19 protein-coding genes are annotated in these 19267 nt (G+C 37.3%); 1 reads left to right on the top strand and 18 read right to left on the bottom strand.

Annotation, left to right across the window (positions count from 1 at the left end; all coding sequences use genetic code 11):
* Positions 1–234: 234 nt before the first annotated feature.
* Together D9782_RS05200 and metG are read right to left on the bottom strand one after the other, a co-directional pair.
* Entirely contained in the window at positions 235–1005 is a 771-nt protein-coding gene (locus D9782_RS05200; protein ID WP_121604272.1) for a TatD family hydrolase, read from the bottom strand.
* A 330-nt stretch (positions 1006–1335) separates the two neighbouring features.
* A complete protein-coding gene (gene metG / locus D9782_RS05195; protein WP_121604271.1) occupies positions 1336–3294 on the bottom strand; it encodes a methionine--tRNA ligase in 1959 nt (652 codons plus the stop codon).
* 412 nt (positions 3295–3706) lie between these two features.
* Here metG and D9782_RS05190 point away from each other — a divergent pair, with 412 nt between their 5' ends.
* Entirely contained in the window at positions 3707–3985 is a 279-nt protein-coding gene (locus D9782_RS05190) for a transition state genes transcriptional regulator AbrB (protein WP_026680165.1), read from the top strand.
* A gap of 67 nt (positions 3986–4052) precedes the next feature.
* On the opposite strand, the gene rsmI is transcribed toward D9782_RS05190, so the two are convergent.
* From rsmI to D9782_RS05110, 16 genes are all read right to left on the bottom strand, one after another.
* On the bottom strand, positions 4053–4925 hold the full coding sequence (gene rsmI, locus D9782_RS05185) for a 16S rRNA (cytidine(1402)-2'-O)-methyltransferase (protein ID WP_121604270.1): 873 nt from the start codon (positions 4923–4925) through the stop codon (positions 4053–4055).
* Positions 4903–5196: a GIY-YIG nuclease family protein gene (locus D9782_RS05180; RefSeq protein ID WP_026680163.1), complete on the bottom strand. Its 294-nt coding sequence runs from the start codon at positions 5194–5196 to the stop codon at positions 4903–4905. The genes rsmI and D9782_RS05180 overlap by 23 nt, the downstream gene beginning before the upstream one ends.
* A complete protein-coding gene (locus D9782_RS05175; protein WP_121604269.1) occupies positions 5189–5929 on the bottom strand; it encodes a tRNA1(Val) (adenine(37)-N6)-methyltransferase in 741 nt (246 codons plus the stop codon). The genes D9782_RS05180 and D9782_RS05175 overlap by 8 nt, the downstream gene beginning before the upstream one ends.
* Before the next feature lie 79 nt (positions 5930–6008).
* Entirely contained in the window at positions 6009–6359 is a 351-nt protein-coding gene (gene yabA / locus D9782_RS05170; RefSeq protein WP_026680161.1) for a DNA replication initiation control protein YabA, read from the bottom strand.
* A 13-nt stretch (positions 6360–6372) separates the two neighbouring features.
* A complete protein-coding gene (locus D9782_RS05165) occupies positions 6373–7197 on the bottom strand; it encodes a PSP1 domain-containing protein (RefSeq protein WP_026680160.1) in 825 nt (274 codons plus the stop codon).
* Positions 7198–7203: 6 nt separating this feature from the next.
* The gene (gene holB, locus D9782_RS05160; protein WP_026680159.1) at positions 7204–8193 is read right to left on the bottom strand and encodes a DNA polymerase III subunit delta'; all 990 of its coding nucleotides are present in this window, start codon (positions 8191–8193) and stop codon (positions 7204–7206) included.
* Between the two features lie 32 nt (positions 8194–8225).
* The gene (locus D9782_RS05155; protein ID WP_026680158.1) at positions 8226–8660 is read right to left on the bottom strand and encodes a YaaR family protein; all 435 of its coding nucleotides are present in this window, start codon (positions 8658–8660) and stop codon (positions 8226–8228) included.
* 251 nt (positions 8661–8911) lie between these two features.
* Positions 8912–9241 carry a cyclic-di-AMP receptor gene (locus D9782_RS05150; RefSeq protein WP_026680157.1) on the bottom strand — a complete coding sequence of 110 codons (330 nt, stop codon included), beginning with the start codon at positions 9239–9241 and terminating at the stop codon, positions 8912–8914.
* Positions 9242–9269: 28 nt separating this feature from the next.
* Positions 9270–9896 (bottom strand): dTMP kinase, encoded by a 627-nt coding sequence (gene tmk, locus D9782_RS05145; RefSeq protein WP_121604268.1) that lies wholly within the window; start codon positions 9894–9896, stop codon positions 9270–9272.
* The gene (locus tag D9782_RS05140) at positions 9893–11329 is read right to left on the bottom strand and encodes an aminotransferase class I/II-fold pyridoxal phosphate-dependent enzyme (RefSeq protein WP_121604267.1); all 1437 of its coding nucleotides are present in this window, start codon (positions 11327–11329) and stop codon (positions 9893–9895) included. Before D9782_RS05140 ends, tmk begins: the two co-directional genes overlap by 4 nt.
* Before the next feature lie 418 nt (positions 11330–11747).
* Complete coding sequence (locus D9782_RS05135) at positions 11748–11939, bottom strand: sigma factor G inhibitor Gin (protein ID WP_026680154.1); 192 nt, start codon at positions 11937–11939, stop codon at positions 11748–11750.
* A gap of 110 nt (positions 11940–12049) precedes the next feature.
* Entirely contained in the window at positions 12050–12316 is a 267-nt protein-coding gene (locus D9782_RS05130; RefSeq protein WP_026680153.1) for a pro-sigmaK processing inhibitor BofA family protein, read from the bottom strand.
* 568 nt (positions 12317–12884) lie between these two features.
* Complete coding sequence (locus D9782_RS05125; RefSeq protein ID WP_026680152.1) at positions 12885–13400, bottom strand: hypothetical protein; 516 nt, start codon at positions 13398–13400, stop codon at positions 12885–12887.
* A gap of 19 nt (positions 13401–13419) precedes the next feature.
* The gene (locus D9782_RS05120) at positions 13420–14088 is read right to left on the bottom strand and encodes a hypothetical protein (protein ID WP_121604266.1); all 669 of its coding nucleotides are present in this window, start codon (positions 14086–14088) and stop codon (positions 13420–13422) included.
* Between the two features lie 15 nt (positions 14089–14103).
* Positions 14104–14667, bottom strand: a complete 564-nt coding sequence (locus tag D9782_RS05115; protein ID WP_162986334.1) for a signal peptidase I — start codon at positions 14665–14667, stop codon at positions 14104–14106.
* Between the two features lie 175 nt (positions 14668–14842).
* A complete protein-coding gene (locus tag D9782_RS05110) occupies positions 14843–18994 on the bottom strand; it encodes a S8 family serine peptidase (RefSeq protein WP_240455810.1) in 4152 nt (1383 codons plus the stop codon).
* Between the last annotated feature and the right edge of the window lie 273 nt (positions 18995–19267).

Below are 19267 nucleotides of genomic sequence, written 5' to 3'. Positions count from 1 at the left end.
TTAACAGTTATATGCAAAGTCAAAGTATATCCGATTACGATTAAGTTACAATTAGATTACACATTAATTTGAGGAGCGGATTACTCTTTAATAAGTACAATGAAAGCATTGGTACAACTGGTTTTTCGCCATCTTTTAATTATCAATAAAAAAAAGGTTAGCTTAAATGCTAACCTTTTTTTATACCGTTTTTTTCCTATTTTTTAACAAAATATTTTTCTTATTTTACAACCGTCATAATTTTATCCCGAAGAGAGAAATAGCGTTTTTTGTCGTGTTTTCACTAATTTCTTCCAAGGTTAAACCTCGCAGCTCAGCTATTTTTTCTGCTACTAATTTAACATAGGAAGGCTCATTTCTTTTACCTCTATTTGGATGTGGAGCTAAAAAAGGTGCATCCGTTTCAACCAACAGTCGGTCTAATGGCACCTGTACCGCTACTTCCTTTGGCTCTATTGCATTTTTGAATGTTACTGGACCTCCAAGAGAGATGTAAAAGTTCATATCCAGACAGGCTTGTACATATTTTGCTGAATCATTATAGCAATGCATAATACCGCCAATAGATGCTGCACCTTCTTCTTGAAGAATTTCAATAACATCTTCGGTCGCCTCACGATTATGAATAATGATTGGCATATTTAATTTCTTCGCCAACCGTATTTGTTTACGAAAAACGTCTTTTTGTACATCCTTCGGTGACTTGTCCCAATGATAGTCTAATCCCATCTCTCCGATAGCTACAACCTTTGGATGAGCAGAAAATTCCTCAATCCAGTTTAATTCTTCATCCGTCATATCTATAGCATCCACCGGGTGCCAGCCTACAGCCGCATAAATGGTTTCATATTGTTCTGCAATTTCGATAGCTAACGGGATCGTTTCCCGATCAAAACCGACTACCACCATATAGTTTACGCCGGTATCAAAAGCACGCTGAATTGTTTCATCGCGATCTTCAAAGAAATCCCTCGCATTTAAATGAACATGTGTATCAAATAACAAACCACTTCACTCCTTAAACACAAAGCTCAAACGCTATGTCATATATTTCACCTGTTTATCTTCAAATAAGCTTGGACAGACCGAAGCAAATAAAATTACTTTACTATATGACAAAATAAAACTTCCTTATGCTTAGAAAGGAGCTGTCCCAAAAGCCAGCTCCCTACTTATTCAAACCGAATATACTTCACTTTCCCTACAAGGTTCAACATGTCATGAACAAATTTACTCATAGCTAATGCCTTTCATACGAACCCCATTTCAACTAGAGTCATGTACTTTAAAAATTTAAAAATTGACGAACCTTACAAGCAGCCCGTTTTCCTATTTTTATTTCACGACAGATCCATTCGGCAGTGATTCTTCTACAGATGCTAAAACGAGCTTACCATGTTCATCTTCCCCACAAAGAATCATACCTTCTGATTTTTCGCCTCTTAGTTTTACAGGTTTTAAATTCGTTACACAGATTACTTTTTTACCTGGTAATTCATGTGGTTGATAGTACTGTGCAATACCCGAAACAACTTGCCGTTTCTCCGCTCCAAGATCTAATTGAAGCTTCAATAACTTATCAGCCTTCTTGACAGGCTCTGCTTTTATTACCTCTGCCACTCGCATGTCTATCTTCATAAAGTCATCAAAGGTAATTTCTTGTGTACTTTTGGTTTCTTCCTTCGTAGCTTTTTCCTTAACCTGTGCAGGATTTTGCATCATTGCTTTAATAGTTTGTACTTCTTTATCTACATCCAAGCGAGGAAAGATTGGCTTTCCTTTTTGAACTTTAGTACCTACACTAATTTGCCCTTCACGATAAATGCTATCCCATTCCTTTAATGCCGCTTCTGTGACATGGAGCTGTCGGAAGATTTCTGTAGGTGCTTCTGTTAAGAACGGCTGTAGCATAACTGCAATTTTTCTAAGATATTCAGCTAGATGGGCCATTACATTACCCAATCGTTCCTTCTGATCCTCATGTTTAGCTAATACCCACGGTTCTGTTTCATCAATATATTTATTTGTTCTACTAATTAACTGCCAAAGGGAGGATAGTGCTACAGAGAACTGCATATTCTCCATCGCTTCTTCTACTTTCTGAATCGTTTCTTTTCCAAATGCTTCAAGTGAAGCCTCAATCTCTGTTTCACTTGCTTGATATAACGGAATCTGACCATCAAAGTATTTATTAATCATAGCAACAGTACGGTTTAATAGATTGCCTAGATCATTAGCCAAATCGTAGTTAGTACGTTCTACAAATCCTTCAGGTGTAAATACACCATCTGATCCAAATGGAACTTCGCGAAGCAAATAATAGCGAAGTGCATCAAGGCCGTACTTATCTGTTAGTTGTACAGGATCAACAACGTTCCCTTTAGATTTTGACATTTTTCCATCTTTCATCAGTATCCAACCATGCGCAAAAACCTTCTTCGGCAAGGGAAGATCTAATGCCATTAACATAATTGGCCAATATATCGTGTGAAAACGAACAATTTCCTTACTCATTAAATGAACATCTGCTGGCCAGAACTTTTGATATTTACTATCATCGTCTGTACCATAACCTAAAGCTGTAATATAGTTAGTTAAAGCATCAATCCATACATATATCACATGCTTTGGATCACCGGGAACTTTAATACCCCAGTCAAAAGTGGTACGAGATACTGCTAAATCTTCAAGCCCTGGTTTTATAAAGTTATTCAGCATTTCATTTTTACGACTTTCTGGCTGAATAAACGTTGGATTATCCTCATAGAACTGCACAAGTCGATCGACATATTTGCTCATCTTGAAGAAATAGGATTCTTCTTTTACTTTTTCAACTGGACCGCCACAATCTGGACAATGCCCATCTTCCAACTGTCTCTCTGTAAAGAAGGACTCACAAGATGTACAATACCAGCCTTCGTATTGATCTAAATAAATATCCCCCTGTTTAACAAGCTGATCAAATATTTTGGACACTACTTTTTTATGACGCTCTTCCGTCGTCCGAATAAAATCATCATTTGATATTTTAAGTTTCTTCCATAAATCTTTAATACCACTTACAATGTCATCAACGTACGCTTGTGGAGTTACACCCTTTTCTGTAGCCTTTTTTTGGATTTTTTGACCGTGCTCATCCGTACCTGTTAAATACATTACATCATAGCCACGCATCCGCTTATACCTAGCAATTGCATCGCCAGCAACCGTAGAATACGCATGACCAATATGCAAATTCCCACTAGGGTAATAAATCGGTGTTGTTATATAAAACGTTTTTTTGTTATTTGGCATTCCCATTACCTCCTAAATCCACCAGCATCCTTTATTAAAACTATATACTATTGTAGCTTTTATCCGTTATTTTGCCAAATAGAGTGCAATGTCATCATGTCTTGTAAGAGAAACATAGAAAAACATCGAATTTTGTCGAAAAATATTAGATTGTTTATTTGCTTTTTTCAGATTTATACCTTATTTTAACCAATTAAGTAAAAGACAAAACCTGATATAATAGTATTTATACAGGTATTTCAAATTATTAAATTTTCAGGTAAATATTTATTGACAGAAAAAAGAAACACTGGTATTCTATTGCATAGAGTGATGTCGAAATATGACGATTTTTTTGCTTTACAAATTTTAAGGAAGAACGAAAGCCCTTGCTGACAATTGGCTCGTTTTTCTAACCTTAGGGGGAAAGAAATTGAAATCTACCGGAATTGTACGTAAAGTGGATGAGCTTGGCCGTGTTGTCATCCCAATGGAACTTCGTCGTACGCTTGAAATTCAGGAAAAAGATGCGATGGAAATCTACGTGGAAAATGACAAAATTATCCTTAAGAAGTACAAACCAAACATGACTTGTCATCTTACTGGAGAGGTTTCCGATGATAATCTCTCTTTAGCAAACGGCAAACTTGTCCTCAGCCCAGAAGGTGCACAAGAGCTGGTTAAAGAGATAGAAGCAAGATTTAATAAATAGTAAGATTATTGTCTCAAAAAGGTCTGACGCCTGTTCTACACGTTAGACCTTTTTTTATAGCAACAAATTAATCCTCGATATGATAGGCTTGATACACTTCACGTTTCGGAAGCTTTCGCTCTTTTGCAACTAGCTTTATTGCTTCTTTGCTAGGCATGTCTTTCTCATCTATATAGTAATCTACATGTTCAACAATAGTATAGCCATCCCACCATAATGAAGTTTCTTGAATTAACTGGTCTGTTCCATCAATAACCATACAAAATTCGCCTTTAAGCTCTATGTCTTTTGTATAGGTGATGACCTCATTCAGTGTACCTCGAATATATTCTTCAAACCGTTTAGATAGCTCCCGTGCTAGGACCACACGGCGATTACCAAGTACAGACTTGGCAGCCTTTAATGTCTCCTTTATACGATAAGGTGACTCATAAAATAATAAAGAGGCCTGTATCCGTTGTAATCTCTCTAGTTCTGCCTCCTTGTCTTTCTTTTTACGGGGTAAGAAACCATAAAAATAAAATTCATTTGCTGGTAAACCAGAACCGATCAGCGCACATAATGCTGCATTTGCTCCAGGCAGTACTACTACAGAAAATTCTTGCTCAATCGCCGCTTGAATTAACTCATGACCAGGATCGGATATCGCAGGCATTCCTGCATCACTTACAATAGCAATTGATTCATCGTTTTCCAATCGCCGTAACAGTTGTTCCTCTCTTGCCAGCTTATTGTGCTCATGATAACTAATTAACGGTGTTGAGATGTCAAAATGGTTCAATAGTTTTTTAGAATTTCGTGTATCCTCTGCTGCGATAATTGACACTGAGCGCAGTATATTTAATGCACGGAACGTAATATCCTCTAAGTTACCAATAGGGGTCGGAACAATGTATAATTTCCCTTTTTTTTCGTTATCAAAGCTTTGTTGAATGTTCATATTTTATCACTTCTTTCAAGGCTGCTCGAATAAGTTGTAATTTTTCCTTGCGAGTTAATTGTTTAATGGTATACTCTTTCTTCATTGCTTTTTCTTTACTGGAAAAGCGCTCGATATAAACAACTTGAAACGGACCTCTTCCACGGGTATATTTTGCACCCTTTCCTTCATTATGCATTTTCAGCCGGTTTTCCAAATTGTTTGTGTAACCTGTATATAATGAGTTATCTTTACATTTCAGAATATAGACCGTATGTTCATGTTCAGGCATATATAATCTCCTCTGCCTCTTCTGTATACGTACCATCCTCATTGTATACATATAAAGGTGGCAAGATTTTTAAATCTGGCTTCCCATCTCTAATTGCTTCAATTAATAGCATATTTGCATCTTTCCCTTTTTTGGGGTAAACAAATTGAATACGCTTTGGCTCGAGCTTGTACTTACGAAATAGGCTAATAATATCAATAAGCCTGCCTGGTCGATGTACCATAGATACCTTCCCTCCTGGACGAACATGCAGCTTACATGCCTTCACAACGTCCTCTAGACTACAGAAAACTTCGTGTCTGGCAATTGTTAAATATTCATTTTGGTTATGTTCAGTAGCTGACGGGGTCGGAAAATAAGGTGGGTTACAGGTGACTACATCAAAACTACTTTGACCTATTATCGGTTGCATGCATTTTAAATCTCCATGCAGTATCTTTATTTGCTCACGTAAGTTATTCAAGTCGATATTCCTTTTCGCCATCTGGTAAATACGTTCTTGAATCTCCACACCTGTTATGTTACTTTTACTCCTTCTCGACAGTAATAATGGAATAACACCATTGCCTGTGCAGAGATCAAGTATGGCTCCTCTTTTTTTCGGAATATAAGCAAAGTTTGCAAGTAGTACTGCATCCAAAGAGAAAGAGAATGCAGAAGGACTTTGAATAATTTTCATGCTGTTATCAGCCAGTAAATAATCTAAACGCTCATCATCGTATAATTCAACCATATGTATGTCCTTTCTCGTAAGCAAAAAGTAGTCAACTGTAATAAAGGCTGTCCCGAAATCGAGACAGCCATACATTGCATTATTTCGTTTTATTCAGAAAGTCCAGACAAAAAATACAGTCTTCATTTCGTCTCGGACTACCGAATTCCAAGTTACAAATATGAAAGCCTTCTTCATACAATCTAGCTAGGTTATCATAACCTTCACCAGGAAAGCTCTTATTCACTTCTGCTTTGTTGTCAGATGTTTCCTCTTCATCTTCTTTTGAATGATCTAAGTGATTACGCAAATTGTGGTTCTCCATGGCAAGTCGATGATTTTCTTCCAATAAATCACTTAATTTGCCTTTAAGATCACCTAACTGCTCATATAATTCACCAATTTGCTTTTCCATATCTGATACCTGATCAAAAATTTGCCTGTTTTTCACGCTACTCACCCCGTTATTCTGTGGCTTGCGCTAAAATTCCTTCATCTATTAGTTCATCTAAAGTATATTCGATTACTCGTTCTTTTTCAGGGATTTCGATTTGGATGAGTCGTTCCAAGATGTTTAACCCTACAACCTTGCCTTTACCATAAGGTGTTTCTATCGTTTTCCCAATATCCGGCAATTCCCGTTTCGCTGTCTCATAATCATCATTTTCGTATTTTAAACAGCACATCAGTCTGCCACATAGACCTGAAATTTTTGCCGGATTTAGGGATAAATTCTGATCCTTTGCCATTTTAATTGAAACGGGTTCAAAATCTCCTAAAAAAGTAGAACAGCAAAGCATTCTACCACACGGTCCGATACCGCCAAGCATCTTCGCTTCATCCCGTACCCCAATTTGACGTAGTTCTATACGTGTTTTAAACATAGCAGCCAGATCTTTTACTAAATTTCTAAAATCAACTCTTCCGTCTGCTGTAAAATAAAATATTATTTTATTTCTGTCAAATGTATATTCCACTTCTACTAGATTCATATCCAAGTCATGCTCTTTAATCTTATCCATGCAGGCTTGAAAGGCCTTTTCTGCGCGTTCTTGATTTTCTAAAACGGTTAACTTATCCTTATCCGTTGCAATACGAATCACTTTCTTAAGTGGTAGAACAACATCTTCCTCGTCAACCTTTTTATTGGTAAGAACAACCTTGCCAAATTCGATTCCACGAATTGTCTCTACAATAACATAACTATCTAGTGAAATGGTAGCTTCCCCTGGATCAAAATAATATATTTTACCCGCCTTTTTAAAACGGACACCAATTACCTCTATCATTCCTTATCACCTCTGTATTTGAAGTGTTAGCTGTTCCATCACTAAGGTCGGATGGACATTTTGCTTCAATTTTCGCTTTGCTTGTAAAATAGCTTGTAAGACTGCTACTAATTGATTCTGAGAAAAGCGCCTTGCTGCCAATTCAAGCAATTCATCAGAAGGGGCGAAAAACACTATCCCAGCTTCATTTTCTATATGGTAATAAAGAATATCTTTCATTGCGATAAGCAAGAGATCCAATCCTTCTTCTTGCTCATTTCTATCTTTGAAATGAGTCACCCAATGCTGATGAATAAATAAGAATATATCTTCTGGATTGGTCGAAAGTACTTCTATTAATTGTACCACTATCTTTCTTGCAGAGGCAAACCACTCATCGTTAATTCTAGTAAAAGCATCATCTATACGATTCGTTAGAGTACTCATCAAAACAGCATTTCTCTCATGCATTCCTTCTTCAATGAGTTGTTTTTGCAACATCGTTGGATGAAGAGGCCTTAAGTCAATAACCTGACATCTTGAACGAATAGTCGGCAAGATAGCTTGACTGTTATCTGTTAGCATAATAGCAGTTGTTCGCTTACTAGGCTCTTCCAAAAATTTAAGAATACGATTAGCAGCATTTACTGTTAGCGTATCTGCACCTTTAATGATATATACCTTTTTATTAGATTCTAGACCCGAATAGGTAAATTCCTTTTGTAAATTCCTTATTTGATCGATCTTAATTGATTGTCCATCTGGTTCAATCCAATGAACATCTGGGTGATTCCCTGAGGTAATACGTTTACAAGCATTACACGTTTGACAAGGTTCATTTACAGCATTAGTTTCACAAAATATGCCTTTGGCAATTAATAAAGCGATTGCTTCTTTGCCGGTCCCTCTTTCTCCTTGAAGTAAATACGCATGAGAAATGCGGTCTTTTTTCATACTGTTTGTTATTATTTTACTTGCCAACGGTTGTACTTCTGCAACCTCAGACCATGTTTCCATATGTATCCCCTTCAATAATCTATCTTAAGATTCTACGTATATATGTTAACTAATAAACCTTTTATCTCTCCAATTAAACCAAGTATGTCTACCGTCTTTTTCTCTTGATTCATAATTTCCTCTGTTAATTCTACTAGTTTTTCATCTATTTGCTTTACTAGCATTAACTTACGATTTTGACGATCCATGCCAAAACTATGTGATTTTTGCAAATCTAATCCACTATACACAGCTTCCTGCAAAAATCCTTTCACCAAGCGTTTGAATTTAGCAAGGTCACGAAATGTTCGAAAACGTGCCAGCTTGTCTCCCTGCATGGTAATGCTTTTCATGAGTACTTGTAATTCCTGCTGCTTCAAATTCAAAGCCTGGGACTGTAGCGTTTTCTGAAAAGACCTGTTGTCCTCATTCGTCGTTCTGGTATATTTAGTTTCCGGTTGTGTTCTTAAATCCTGGCTAATTTTCATCTGCTCAGTCCCTTTTTCAAGTAAATGAACTTCATAAGTAAACGTGTTATTTCCATGAAATCACCGAATAATGCTATAAGGCGGTTTCGATGATTGCTTAATTGGAACAAACAGCGGCTACTCTACACGAAGCGTGTTCAAGCTAGACATAGCAAGGAGGTCACATAGCCCCCTTGGAAATCAGTATACCAATATTCACAGACAGATTGTTCGGATTTCAACTAGTTGGAGTAATTTTTCTTTACACCATATTAAAATTGAAAAAACGATTCGATTGGCAATATAAATACAGTGGCTCCGCCTACTTCAACTTTGACTGGCTTTGGTATATAGGAATCTGCATTCCCACCCATTGGCGAAATAGGGGCAACCATTTGTTCTCGATGAGAGCAATTATCTTTAATAATATCTAACGCCTCATCAACATACTCATCCTCACAACCAATCATTAAAGTTGTGTTTCCTTCTTTTAAAAATCCACCAGTAGTAGCGAGTTTGGTTGTTTTAAAATTCTCTTCACCTAAAGCATCAACTAAGCGATTAGAATCTTTATCCTGTACCACTGCGATCAATAACTTCATTCTTGCCAGCTCCTTTATTTTTCATTAGTTAAGTCAATAAAGAAATAATACGATCGTAAGCATCTTTTTCAACCATTTCTATCGTTTGGTCTGCATTAATTGTTTGAATTCGTGCAGGGAATCTTTCTGCAAGTATATGATACCCTTTATAGACTTGTTCATGGAACTCTAGATTTTCTAAATCTAATCGATTCTGTTCTCTATCTTTATTCGCCGCTATTCGTTGTAGTCCTTTTTTCGGTTTAATGTCAAAGAACAATGTCATGTCCGGCATACAATCTCCAATAGCAAACTGATTGATTGCAAATACCTCATCCATCCCTAATCCTCTTGCATACCCTTGATAAACCAGGCTGCTATCAATAAAGCGATCGCATAGCACTATTTTACCCTGCTTTAATGCAGGTAACACCTTTTCAACTAGATGCTGACTTCTTGCGGCTGCATATAACAAAGCTTCTGTATGCTCTTCCATTTCTGTATGCATCGGATCAAGAATAATGGTTCGAATCTTCTCAGCAATTTCAATACCTCCAGGTTCACGTGTTGCTAGCACTTCGAACCCATGATCACTTAGCTTCTTTCTTAAAGAATGGAGAATCGAGGTTTTACCAGCACCCTCGCCACCTTCAAATGTAATAAATTGTCCACTCACGTATCTTCTTCTCCTTCTTTTATACCTGTAAAAACATGGATGCCATCTGTATGACGTTGCTGCATACGAATACCCTGTTTGCGTAATTGGTTAATGGCTTCTATATGTAATGTTGTAATTTTTTCTCCTTTAAGAATTAATGCAATACCTGGCGGATATGGAATTACCGCTTCTGCTGCGACATGTCCTACTGCCTCATTAAAAGGCATGTAAACGGTATGCAGATTTTGCATCAATGGATAGGACAAAGCTAATTCCTGAATTCGCTTCGGAAAAAAGCTTTGTACTTTTATTGTATCATGCTTGGCACTATTTTTTAATTGATCCTTCACGCTTTTTACAGCTTTTTTCAAGCGCTTTTCCCAAGGAAATGGTGCCAACCCGTGAATAAATAGTAGTTGATTATGTGTCACTAACTCTGGGTATATTTGTTCGAATTCAAAGTGTTTTGCTACTTCATTTGCTGCAATACCTTCATTCATCTGAAGTGTTATTTTCAAAGGGTCATCACTTGGCACAATTCTCCAATAGCTCGAATCATCAAAAATAGTTTTGACCTTATCAACACTAGCTAGAACCCTTTTAATAGCTACTTGTTTAAAGTCTGCCAAAAAGGCGCGAGCAATATCCAACGATGCCATAATTGGATATGATGGGCTACTGGATTGAATAATTTGTAAAAAATGTGCGACACGATGCTTCGAAACAATAGCTGAATTCAAGTGAAGATATGCACTCATTGTTAAAGCCGGAGCCATCTTGTGGGCAGACTGTACAACGATATCCGCACCAAGAGCTATTGCAGACTCTGGAAATGGAGTACCCAATGAAAAGTGAACACCGTGGGCTTCATCAATAAGGACGGGAATATGATATGAATGAATAAGATCGATCATTTTTTTTAGATTGAATGTTTTGCCAAAATAATCCGGATAAGTAAGCACTACTGCTTTCGCCTGTGGATAAAGTGCTAACGCTTCCTGTAACGTCGATATACTCGGGCTCGTATATCGATCTACTATCTCATTATATTCTGGAGCAATAAACACTGGTTTTGCACCACTTAATTCCAAAGCATTCATAATCGATTTATGACAATTGCGTTGCACAATAATTGTATCATTTGCTGTACAAGTTGCTAGGACCATCGCTAGATTACCAGTCGTACTTCCACCAACAAGGAAAAATGTATGATCAGCTTGAAAATAATCGCCTGCCAGTTGTTCAGCATTTGCAATTGCACCCTCGGGGGCGTGCAAATCATCTAGGCCAGGTAGCTCCGTTACGTCAAGCCTTAATAAGGATGAATAATAATCCTTTGCGAAGGAAGGAAATATCTCACCATTTTTATGACCAGGTACATGAAAAGAAACGGGTTGATTCAGTTGAAATTGTTGTAATGTAGAAAATAATGGGGTTAGCTTTTGATTCATTCTTTTATCTCTCCAAGCATGTTACTTCTTTACATATCTCTTATCTTATCATAGCAATACCGTCTTTTCATTTAGTCATTGCCAACCCTTCATGGCTTCTTATAAAAATAGGATGAGAAAAAAGTAATGAAGAAACAACAAAAAACAAACGATAATTATTTTAAATTAATTATCATTCGTTTTTTGATTAAAATCATTCATTTAGCACCTGAAATATGCGAGACTCCGGCGGGAACAGCACGAGTTCGAAAATCCACTTGGTAACGTGTCTTTCTTTACCAAGTTAGCTGAGTCCGTGCCCACGGCGTGCCCACGGAAAGAGCGTATATTTTCATGGTGCGGCGATGATAGTCCTATTAATAAACCTGATCATTCGTATTTTAAGTAATGAAGTTGTGTTTTGTCCGAGCCTCTTGATCTAGGAATATAGTTTTGGTTTATTAATATTTTTTAATTTTTGCAGATAATAGTTGTACTTCGCTTCTCTGGGCTCTGTGTGTATCATATTATGCTCACATTCAGAACAAATAAATAACGTGTACAAATGAATACCTGTCTCCTTTTCTTCCTCACAAATGCCACAGCGCTCATATGTCATATTCTGTTTCATTTCCCCACCTCCGTTACAAATTAGTATCTCCTAATCTAACGGATTCTATACAGGCAATCTTTGAAACTTTTTGTAAGAAATAGATAAGAAAAATGTACCTCCATATCCTTTTACGTAATAATAAACAAATGAATAGCTGATAAAGAAGCTAGTCCAAATATACCGAGAAAGCCTGCGATAATTGCAGTAAATACATTAATCGGAATATGCAACCCAATAGCTCCACCGAATACATTAATAAAAAAGAGAAATAAGATGCCTATCCCTAATTTCACCGTAGTATGTCCAATAAAGCGCATTGGTTTGATTGGCGCGCCAACAAGTAATAAAATAATAATTAATGCTACCATTATTGAAATAACTAGTGTAGAACTCATACCGATCAACCCCTCTCCCTTGTCCTTTTATATTACATATGCAGGACAAAGGAGAATAAGAACAACCTAACATCGAAAAAGCCCAACACCATCTGTTTTCTCTGGTAGAAATATCGAAGGTTTACTAAAGAAAGCGGAAGCATGATGCGGTTAGTATGGGTGGCAAAACTATTACACGTGTGAAGCATTAATGGAGGCGATTATAGCTTACATCCAATTTTATAATATCTACGAAGCGGAGAATAAAATATTTCATTCCAAAAAACGAACAACTAGAAATGATGTCCGTGAACGAAGCTTCTCCGGAAATATACTTTGCTTTCCTACCGCAGGATAAGGAACGCTTCGATAGCGATACATCACATATAGAAAAAGCGCTCCTTTTTCAAGGAGTTTACGTATATTTCCGGAGAGATTAGAGTAGTGTATTTTCCTTCATTAGAAGGAACCGTTTTAGTTATGTCCCAATCCTAAAGCAGCCGCCTAACGTGACCATGCATCGTTCACCCTTAAATTATGTTTCGAGGCTCCTTTATCTAAAATACTTGTCTCTCCCTAAAAGTCTTTTTTACTGTTCATGCAAATCAGATGCTTGTTTATCTGGTGTTTGCACTTGGTTCTTCACCTGTTTCTCTATCTCTATATCTACAGATCTATTTACAGCAGTTTTTTTCAATAGAGATGGTTGGAGTGGAACAACAATAAATTCATCAATAAACCGATTAAATCCTATTAATTGAAAACGCAATTCGTTTGCTTCACAAGATACCTTTCGTTCAAACACTTCAGAGAATACTTCTCCAGGAGCTAGATAAATAGACCTTTCATCTATCTCTATTGGAATTGCCACATCAGAGATATTCTTTATCTTCATTTCTATCCATATTACACAGTCTGTGTCATAGGATAATACAGTAGCGTCAACATCCAAAAGATCCTCTGTAGTAGCATGGACGACCTTCCCCTGTGATTGGGATTCAGTTATAAACCATGCCTTTGTCGTAGATGTAGCTATACTAGATCCTACCAAATATACAAACAAGCAGCATAAAAGCAATTGAAAAGCTTTCTTCTTGTATATCACAAGTTGTCACCCCTACGAATTATTGCTCGTATGCTGCACCGTCATCTGTTTGTTTACCAATCACACGAAAGGTAGCATCGTATTGCGCTCCCTGATATTCATTACCTGCACTCTCATCAAGTTTGATAGCTATCATAATATCAATATATTGGCCTTCATCTAGCTGCCAAAACGAATCCTCTTCACCCTCTCCAAATACAAGCTCTCCAGAATTTCCCCCGTTTAATAGTTCCCCAGAAAACTCCACACCTTCAGCTGTGTTCGCAGCAGTAAAAGTCCGCTCATTTGTTTCCCCATTAAAAAGGTTTTCTAATTGAATTTTTGATTCTTCATAGGTATCTTGGTCCGGCGTAACCGTGTATTTCATAGCCATATATCCTACCTCATATGCATCTAAGGATGCCTTGTCAATGGAATGGGAATAAGTCGCCCTCAGAAACGTGTCTAAATCACCCGTATTCTCGATCGTCACCCAATTCCCATATTCAAGCTGGGAAGGGGCAAATTTAACCCCAGAAAAAATTGGCGTTTCTATATTGCTATTATCATTTATTTGCAACACTCCGTTTTCCATGTCCCCGTGAGCCTCTGTTTCTGAAGTGAACCACGCGTATGTTCCTAAACCAGTTGATGCTACCAATACTCCGGCAAAGGTTGTACCTAATAGTGCTTTCTTCCATTTTTTCATAAATATCCTCCTTAGCTACAATTCATTTTTTTGATTCGTTGCATCTTCGTTTGTCGTTCGCGATATTCGCTCATATACCTCTAAACAAATGTATCCAGTAAATGGGAGAACAATAAGTAGAATAAACCCAACTGGGCCACTTATAAATTTAGCAATATATCCTGCATATGGAATGGTGGCTACCTGTTTACCCATGACCTTATTTGCAGTTACCATTGACTCATCAATCACATTATTATTGTCTCCCTTAGTAACAAACTGGATATTGCCTTGATGGGAAACTACTTCATTTACTCTGTGTGTAACATACTGATTTGTCCCTTTCTTAAACGTAATCACGTCATTTTCCTGAATCTCTGCTGGAGCTAATCTTTTTACAATGACCATATCGCCAGTCTCGAAAGTCGGATTCATACTATTAGATAATACAGAGAAAGGCTGATATCCAAACAATGAAGGAGGCTGTTTAGGATATAGCAACAATTGAACCACCATATATAAAACGATAATAATTAGTAAGGTAAGTAAAGTACGTATCATTATTTTCCATGTTTTCCTGAATCCGTTGTTAATTTCCATCCCCCTCACTCCCATAATGTTTTTAAGAGAAGCTGTCTCTCGAGACAGCTCTCTTACTAAACAACTGGTATACGCTTTGCCCCGAGGTAACGGTCTCACCAAAGGTCTTATCAAGGTTGCTCTTTAATGAATATTCAAATTGCTGTACGATACGCATCGTTTAAGACTGCTTATTTTACTTGTTTGGCTCTAGACCTAAGGATTTTAGAAAATCATTTAATCCTTTATTGCCTAGTTTTTCTAGTGGTCTTTTATTACCTGGTGCATCAAATCCAATTTCTAAAAAGTTCTTCTCTATAAATCGGATGTCTGCTTCATCCACTACCCCGTCCTTATTAACATCTGCTTTATCATTTTCTTTTCCATAATGGGCAACAACTCGCATCACGTCGTGGATGTCAACCACTTTATCTCCATTGCTATCTCCAGCAAGATTCATCTCAGGATAAACACGCTTCGATTGCCCAATTAGTTCACCATTTTTTTCTATTCCTACCTCTGCCTCCAACACGTTATTTAAATGACCTGGAACATCTACATAAACCTTATATTTTTCTTCCGTCACAGGTAAGCCCTTGATGGTAAAGCTTCCTTGCTCCGTAATAGTACCCGTATATTTCTTGCCGTTTTGCGCTTTTGCATATACTTTAACACCCATTCCTTCATAGTCTTTATTTAATGTGAAACCATCTTCATGAAGAAAAGCTTCTGGCTTAATAAATCCTGTTATCGTCGAATGTTTTGGAATAATGGTATACTTATCATGAGAAAAAACAGGAATGGTTGTCGGTTCTGTTTCCCCAGCTTGTTTATAGCTAAAATCAGCAAAAGATAAGCTTGCCAAACCACTATAATAATGATCATCTATCAATTTAAACGTGACATCAAGAAACTTCATATCTCCATTAATGCCGGAAAAATCATTTCCTTCCACCGAAGCACCTACCTTCACAAAGTCTGTCCAATAGTCTTCCCTAAAGGTTGGTTCATCTAATTCAACATCCAACCCATTTTCTTTTGCATATTCCGCAAATGCCTCATTAACTTGAACATTTTCAAACGTATAGAGATCCCTAAAATATTCTACTTCAAATTCGCCAGACATTAGTGCTTGAACATTTTTTAAGCTTAATGTCACTGTAAATGTGTCACCTTTACTTATTGACTCTTTATTATAATTAGCGATTCCATAAGCCGTACCTTTTTTAACGAATGTATACCTCGTTTTATTCATAAAATTAGCATTCGTAGCTAAATCAACTGGCATTAAATCTAAATTCACTGGTTCATTTTCAATTTCTTCTGGTAATAAACCAAATTTCATATCTCCATTCGCCTCTACTGAAATTAAACCAGGAAATGGCGAATTCTGATAATAAGCAACGATATTTTCCGACTGATCATACTCTAGTCCTTTGGAATTAAGTACGTCGATCGTAGAATCATAGACATTTGTATGGACCCATAGCGCATGATAACCATCTTCATCGGTATACATCGATTCATCCACTTCATGTACACCAGGCTCAAGATCGTTAAATGTTATTTCTGGCGGTGTATTATCGACAACAACAACATTTTGCACCGTGTACGTTTCTCCGTTTTCATCATGACCAATCACTTCTAGAATATAATCATCTTCTGGCAGTTTCATTATTTCTTCAGCTATTGGGTTTTCCGGATCATCGGTAAATGGAAATACATTCCCCATAAACGCATTTAATACATAATACTCTCGATCAACATCCATATTGCTGCTATCTAACGTACCAACTAACCCGATTGGTTCATTTGTATCTCCATCTTTTACAATCACATCCATTGTTTCCATCGGACTCTTAATCTTAAAAGCCATAGTAATAAATGGACGTAAAAATGGATGGAATGTCCATTCATTGGGAACGGCTTCTCGATCTAAATCAACATAATCAATCCCTTTATCGGTAACGCGAATAGCAAACGGTACTTGGAAAGCCTCTTCACTATGTTCATTTTCAATATGAATATAACCTTCAAATCTGCCGTACGATGCATTATCTGGAACTTCAATAGTTGCATCTATATTTTCTGACTGTTCAGCTCCTATAGTTAGCGATTCCGGTATATTTACTGCAATACCTTCGTTGTCTCCTTTTAGGAATTCAACGTTAATGGCATACGTTTCCTCCTCCGTTGAGCGATTCTCAATTCGAAGGGCTTTCGTTTTTTCTAGCCCCTGACCTTTTTCAAGATAGTAACTACCATAACCAATGGATCCTGTAACTTCATCGATCATGATAGACTCTTCACCATCTATCATCTCTGTTTGATCAAGGACTTTAATTGCTGTCTTAGCATGAACGGCATCATAAGCATTAATACGTCCTGCCCCTACTTCATAAACAGAATAATCCTCTTTTAAATCAACAGATGTATTCATTAAAGCTGCTTTCACTTCAAACGGACTGTAATCTGGATGGGTTTGTAAGATAAGTGCTGCTGATGCTGCAACATGTGGCGAAGCCATCGAAGTACCTTGAATCCGAGCATATGCTAAATCATAGTTATTACTTTCCGGATCATTAACATAGGAAGGGTACGTAGAGAAAATGGCTACTCCAGGCGCCACGACATCTGGCTTAATATCATAATTTTGTGCTGCAGGTCCTCTTGAACTAAAATCTGCTAAATGATCGCCTTCTGAATTCGTATTTGTTAGTTCACCAAACACCAGCAAAAGATCCTCTGAAAGCGCTTCTTTGAGAGCTTGTCCATCTCGATTAGATAAACGGAATGCTGGGAGATATGCTGTACTTTCTCCAATATAATAAGGAATTTGTCCTTCTTCATGATTAAATACAATGACAGCTTCAGCGCCTGCATCCTTTGCATTCTTAACTTTTTCGTCAAACGTAATCTCACCACGCTCAATTAGAGCAATTTTCCCTTCTACATTAATCTTTGAAAAATCCTCTGCATACCCTAGGCCTGCATCTACTACAGATAAAGATTGACCTCGGAGCGCTTCAAGGTCGTCTGTAAAATTCTTGGCAAGCAGTTGCAAATCTGTTAATACAATATCTCCTGCTGTAGCATCGAATGTTGGTATTGCCTGTGACACATCGCTAGCTCCAACAGAAATTGGAAGCGCTGCCGCTCCTGGTGATCCTACCGTTTTTTCTCCCGGTCCAGCATTACCTGCAGCCACTACCGTTACTACATCTGATAATACGGCATTATTAACAGCTACAGATGTCGGAGACAACGGATCATTTGTACCAGATCCTAATGAGAGATTAATAACATCCATTTCATCCTTGACAGCTTTATCAATCCCCGCGATGACTCCATTAGTAGATCCCGAACCATAAGGTCCTAACACACGATAATTATATAAATCTACTTGGGGAGCTACACCTTTAACTGCATAATCAACATCATTACTTTTCGTACCGGCAATTGTGCCAGAAACGTGTGTGCCATGTGAGGTGTAATAGCTTATCCCATTAATAAATTCCGCTTCTCCTGACTTCTGCCAGTCCTCATACGTAGTCTCCATCGGATCCGCATCATTATCTACATAATCCCAACCCTTAACCTGATCTGGATCAATATCAGCAGGGTCTTCCCCTACTGTAAAACGGTAACCATCATAGGCATTTGTTAAATCAGGATGATTATAATCTATTCCTGTATCAATTACCCCAACTTGTATTCCTTCCCCTTTTATTCCTTCTTCATGTAATTGATCTACCCCAATTTGCGGAACACTATCAGCCATTTTGGGTTCTATTTTGTTTTGATCTATGATTGGAAGATCTAGGTTAACGGTTTCATCCTTCCATACCCGTTTAACAACACCTGTTTGAATTAAATCTTTTACCTTGTTTCCAGGTAATGTCATCGCCACACCGTTTATCGCATGTCGATACTCATAAGTAATAGCTGGTTCATTAGCAGCTTTTGTTTTCTTCATCTTTTGTAAGGATTCTTTAAATTGTTTATGTGATGCTTCTACCTTGTCTGATGCTTGAGTTAACGTCACCTTGCTACGTGACTTCATCGCTTTCGCCTTTGCTACCTCTACTTTTGCTGGATCCTGCTTAAATTCAACAATAACCTGTACAGGCTCTGACGTTTCTACATTAATATCTGGATGAATAGTAAAACCTTGATTTGCCTCTAATTCATGGATGGCTTTGCGCTCTTCTGCTGATAAGTCACTTAATACCTCTTTTATTTCCTTCCCCTTAGCTGAGGCGGCAAATGGGTATACAGGAACTAGGGACATGAGCAGTAATATAATAGATAAATAAACAGTGAGCCATTGCAATCTACGTTTTAGCATGACCTATTTTCTCCTCTCTTTCCTTTTGAATTAGATTTGTAATACTTCCCTCCTTTTTGCATTTGTAACTGCAAGTACAAATCCGTTCTTATTCCATATGTTATATTCACATCACAATACTGTAAATTGGGGTAATTCTTTCATTTCTGAATATTTAAAATAGAACTTTTGCATTACTATTACTCCCTTGGGGTATTAACAAGGTTGCAAGGATATTAATAAAAACCTATCTTGCTAGGCATTAGCTTGGTGTAACACCTTTACGAATGAAAA

Origin of the sequence: Virgibacillus sp. Bac332 (assembly GCF_003667785.1) — a bacterium.
GTDB classification, from domain to species: Bacteria; Bacillota; Bacilli; order Bacillales; family Amphibacillaceae; genus Virgibacillus; species Virgibacillus salarius.
The sequence above is the reverse complement of the archived record's forward strand: the minus strand, read 5'-3'. Positions and strand labels throughout refer to the sequence as shown.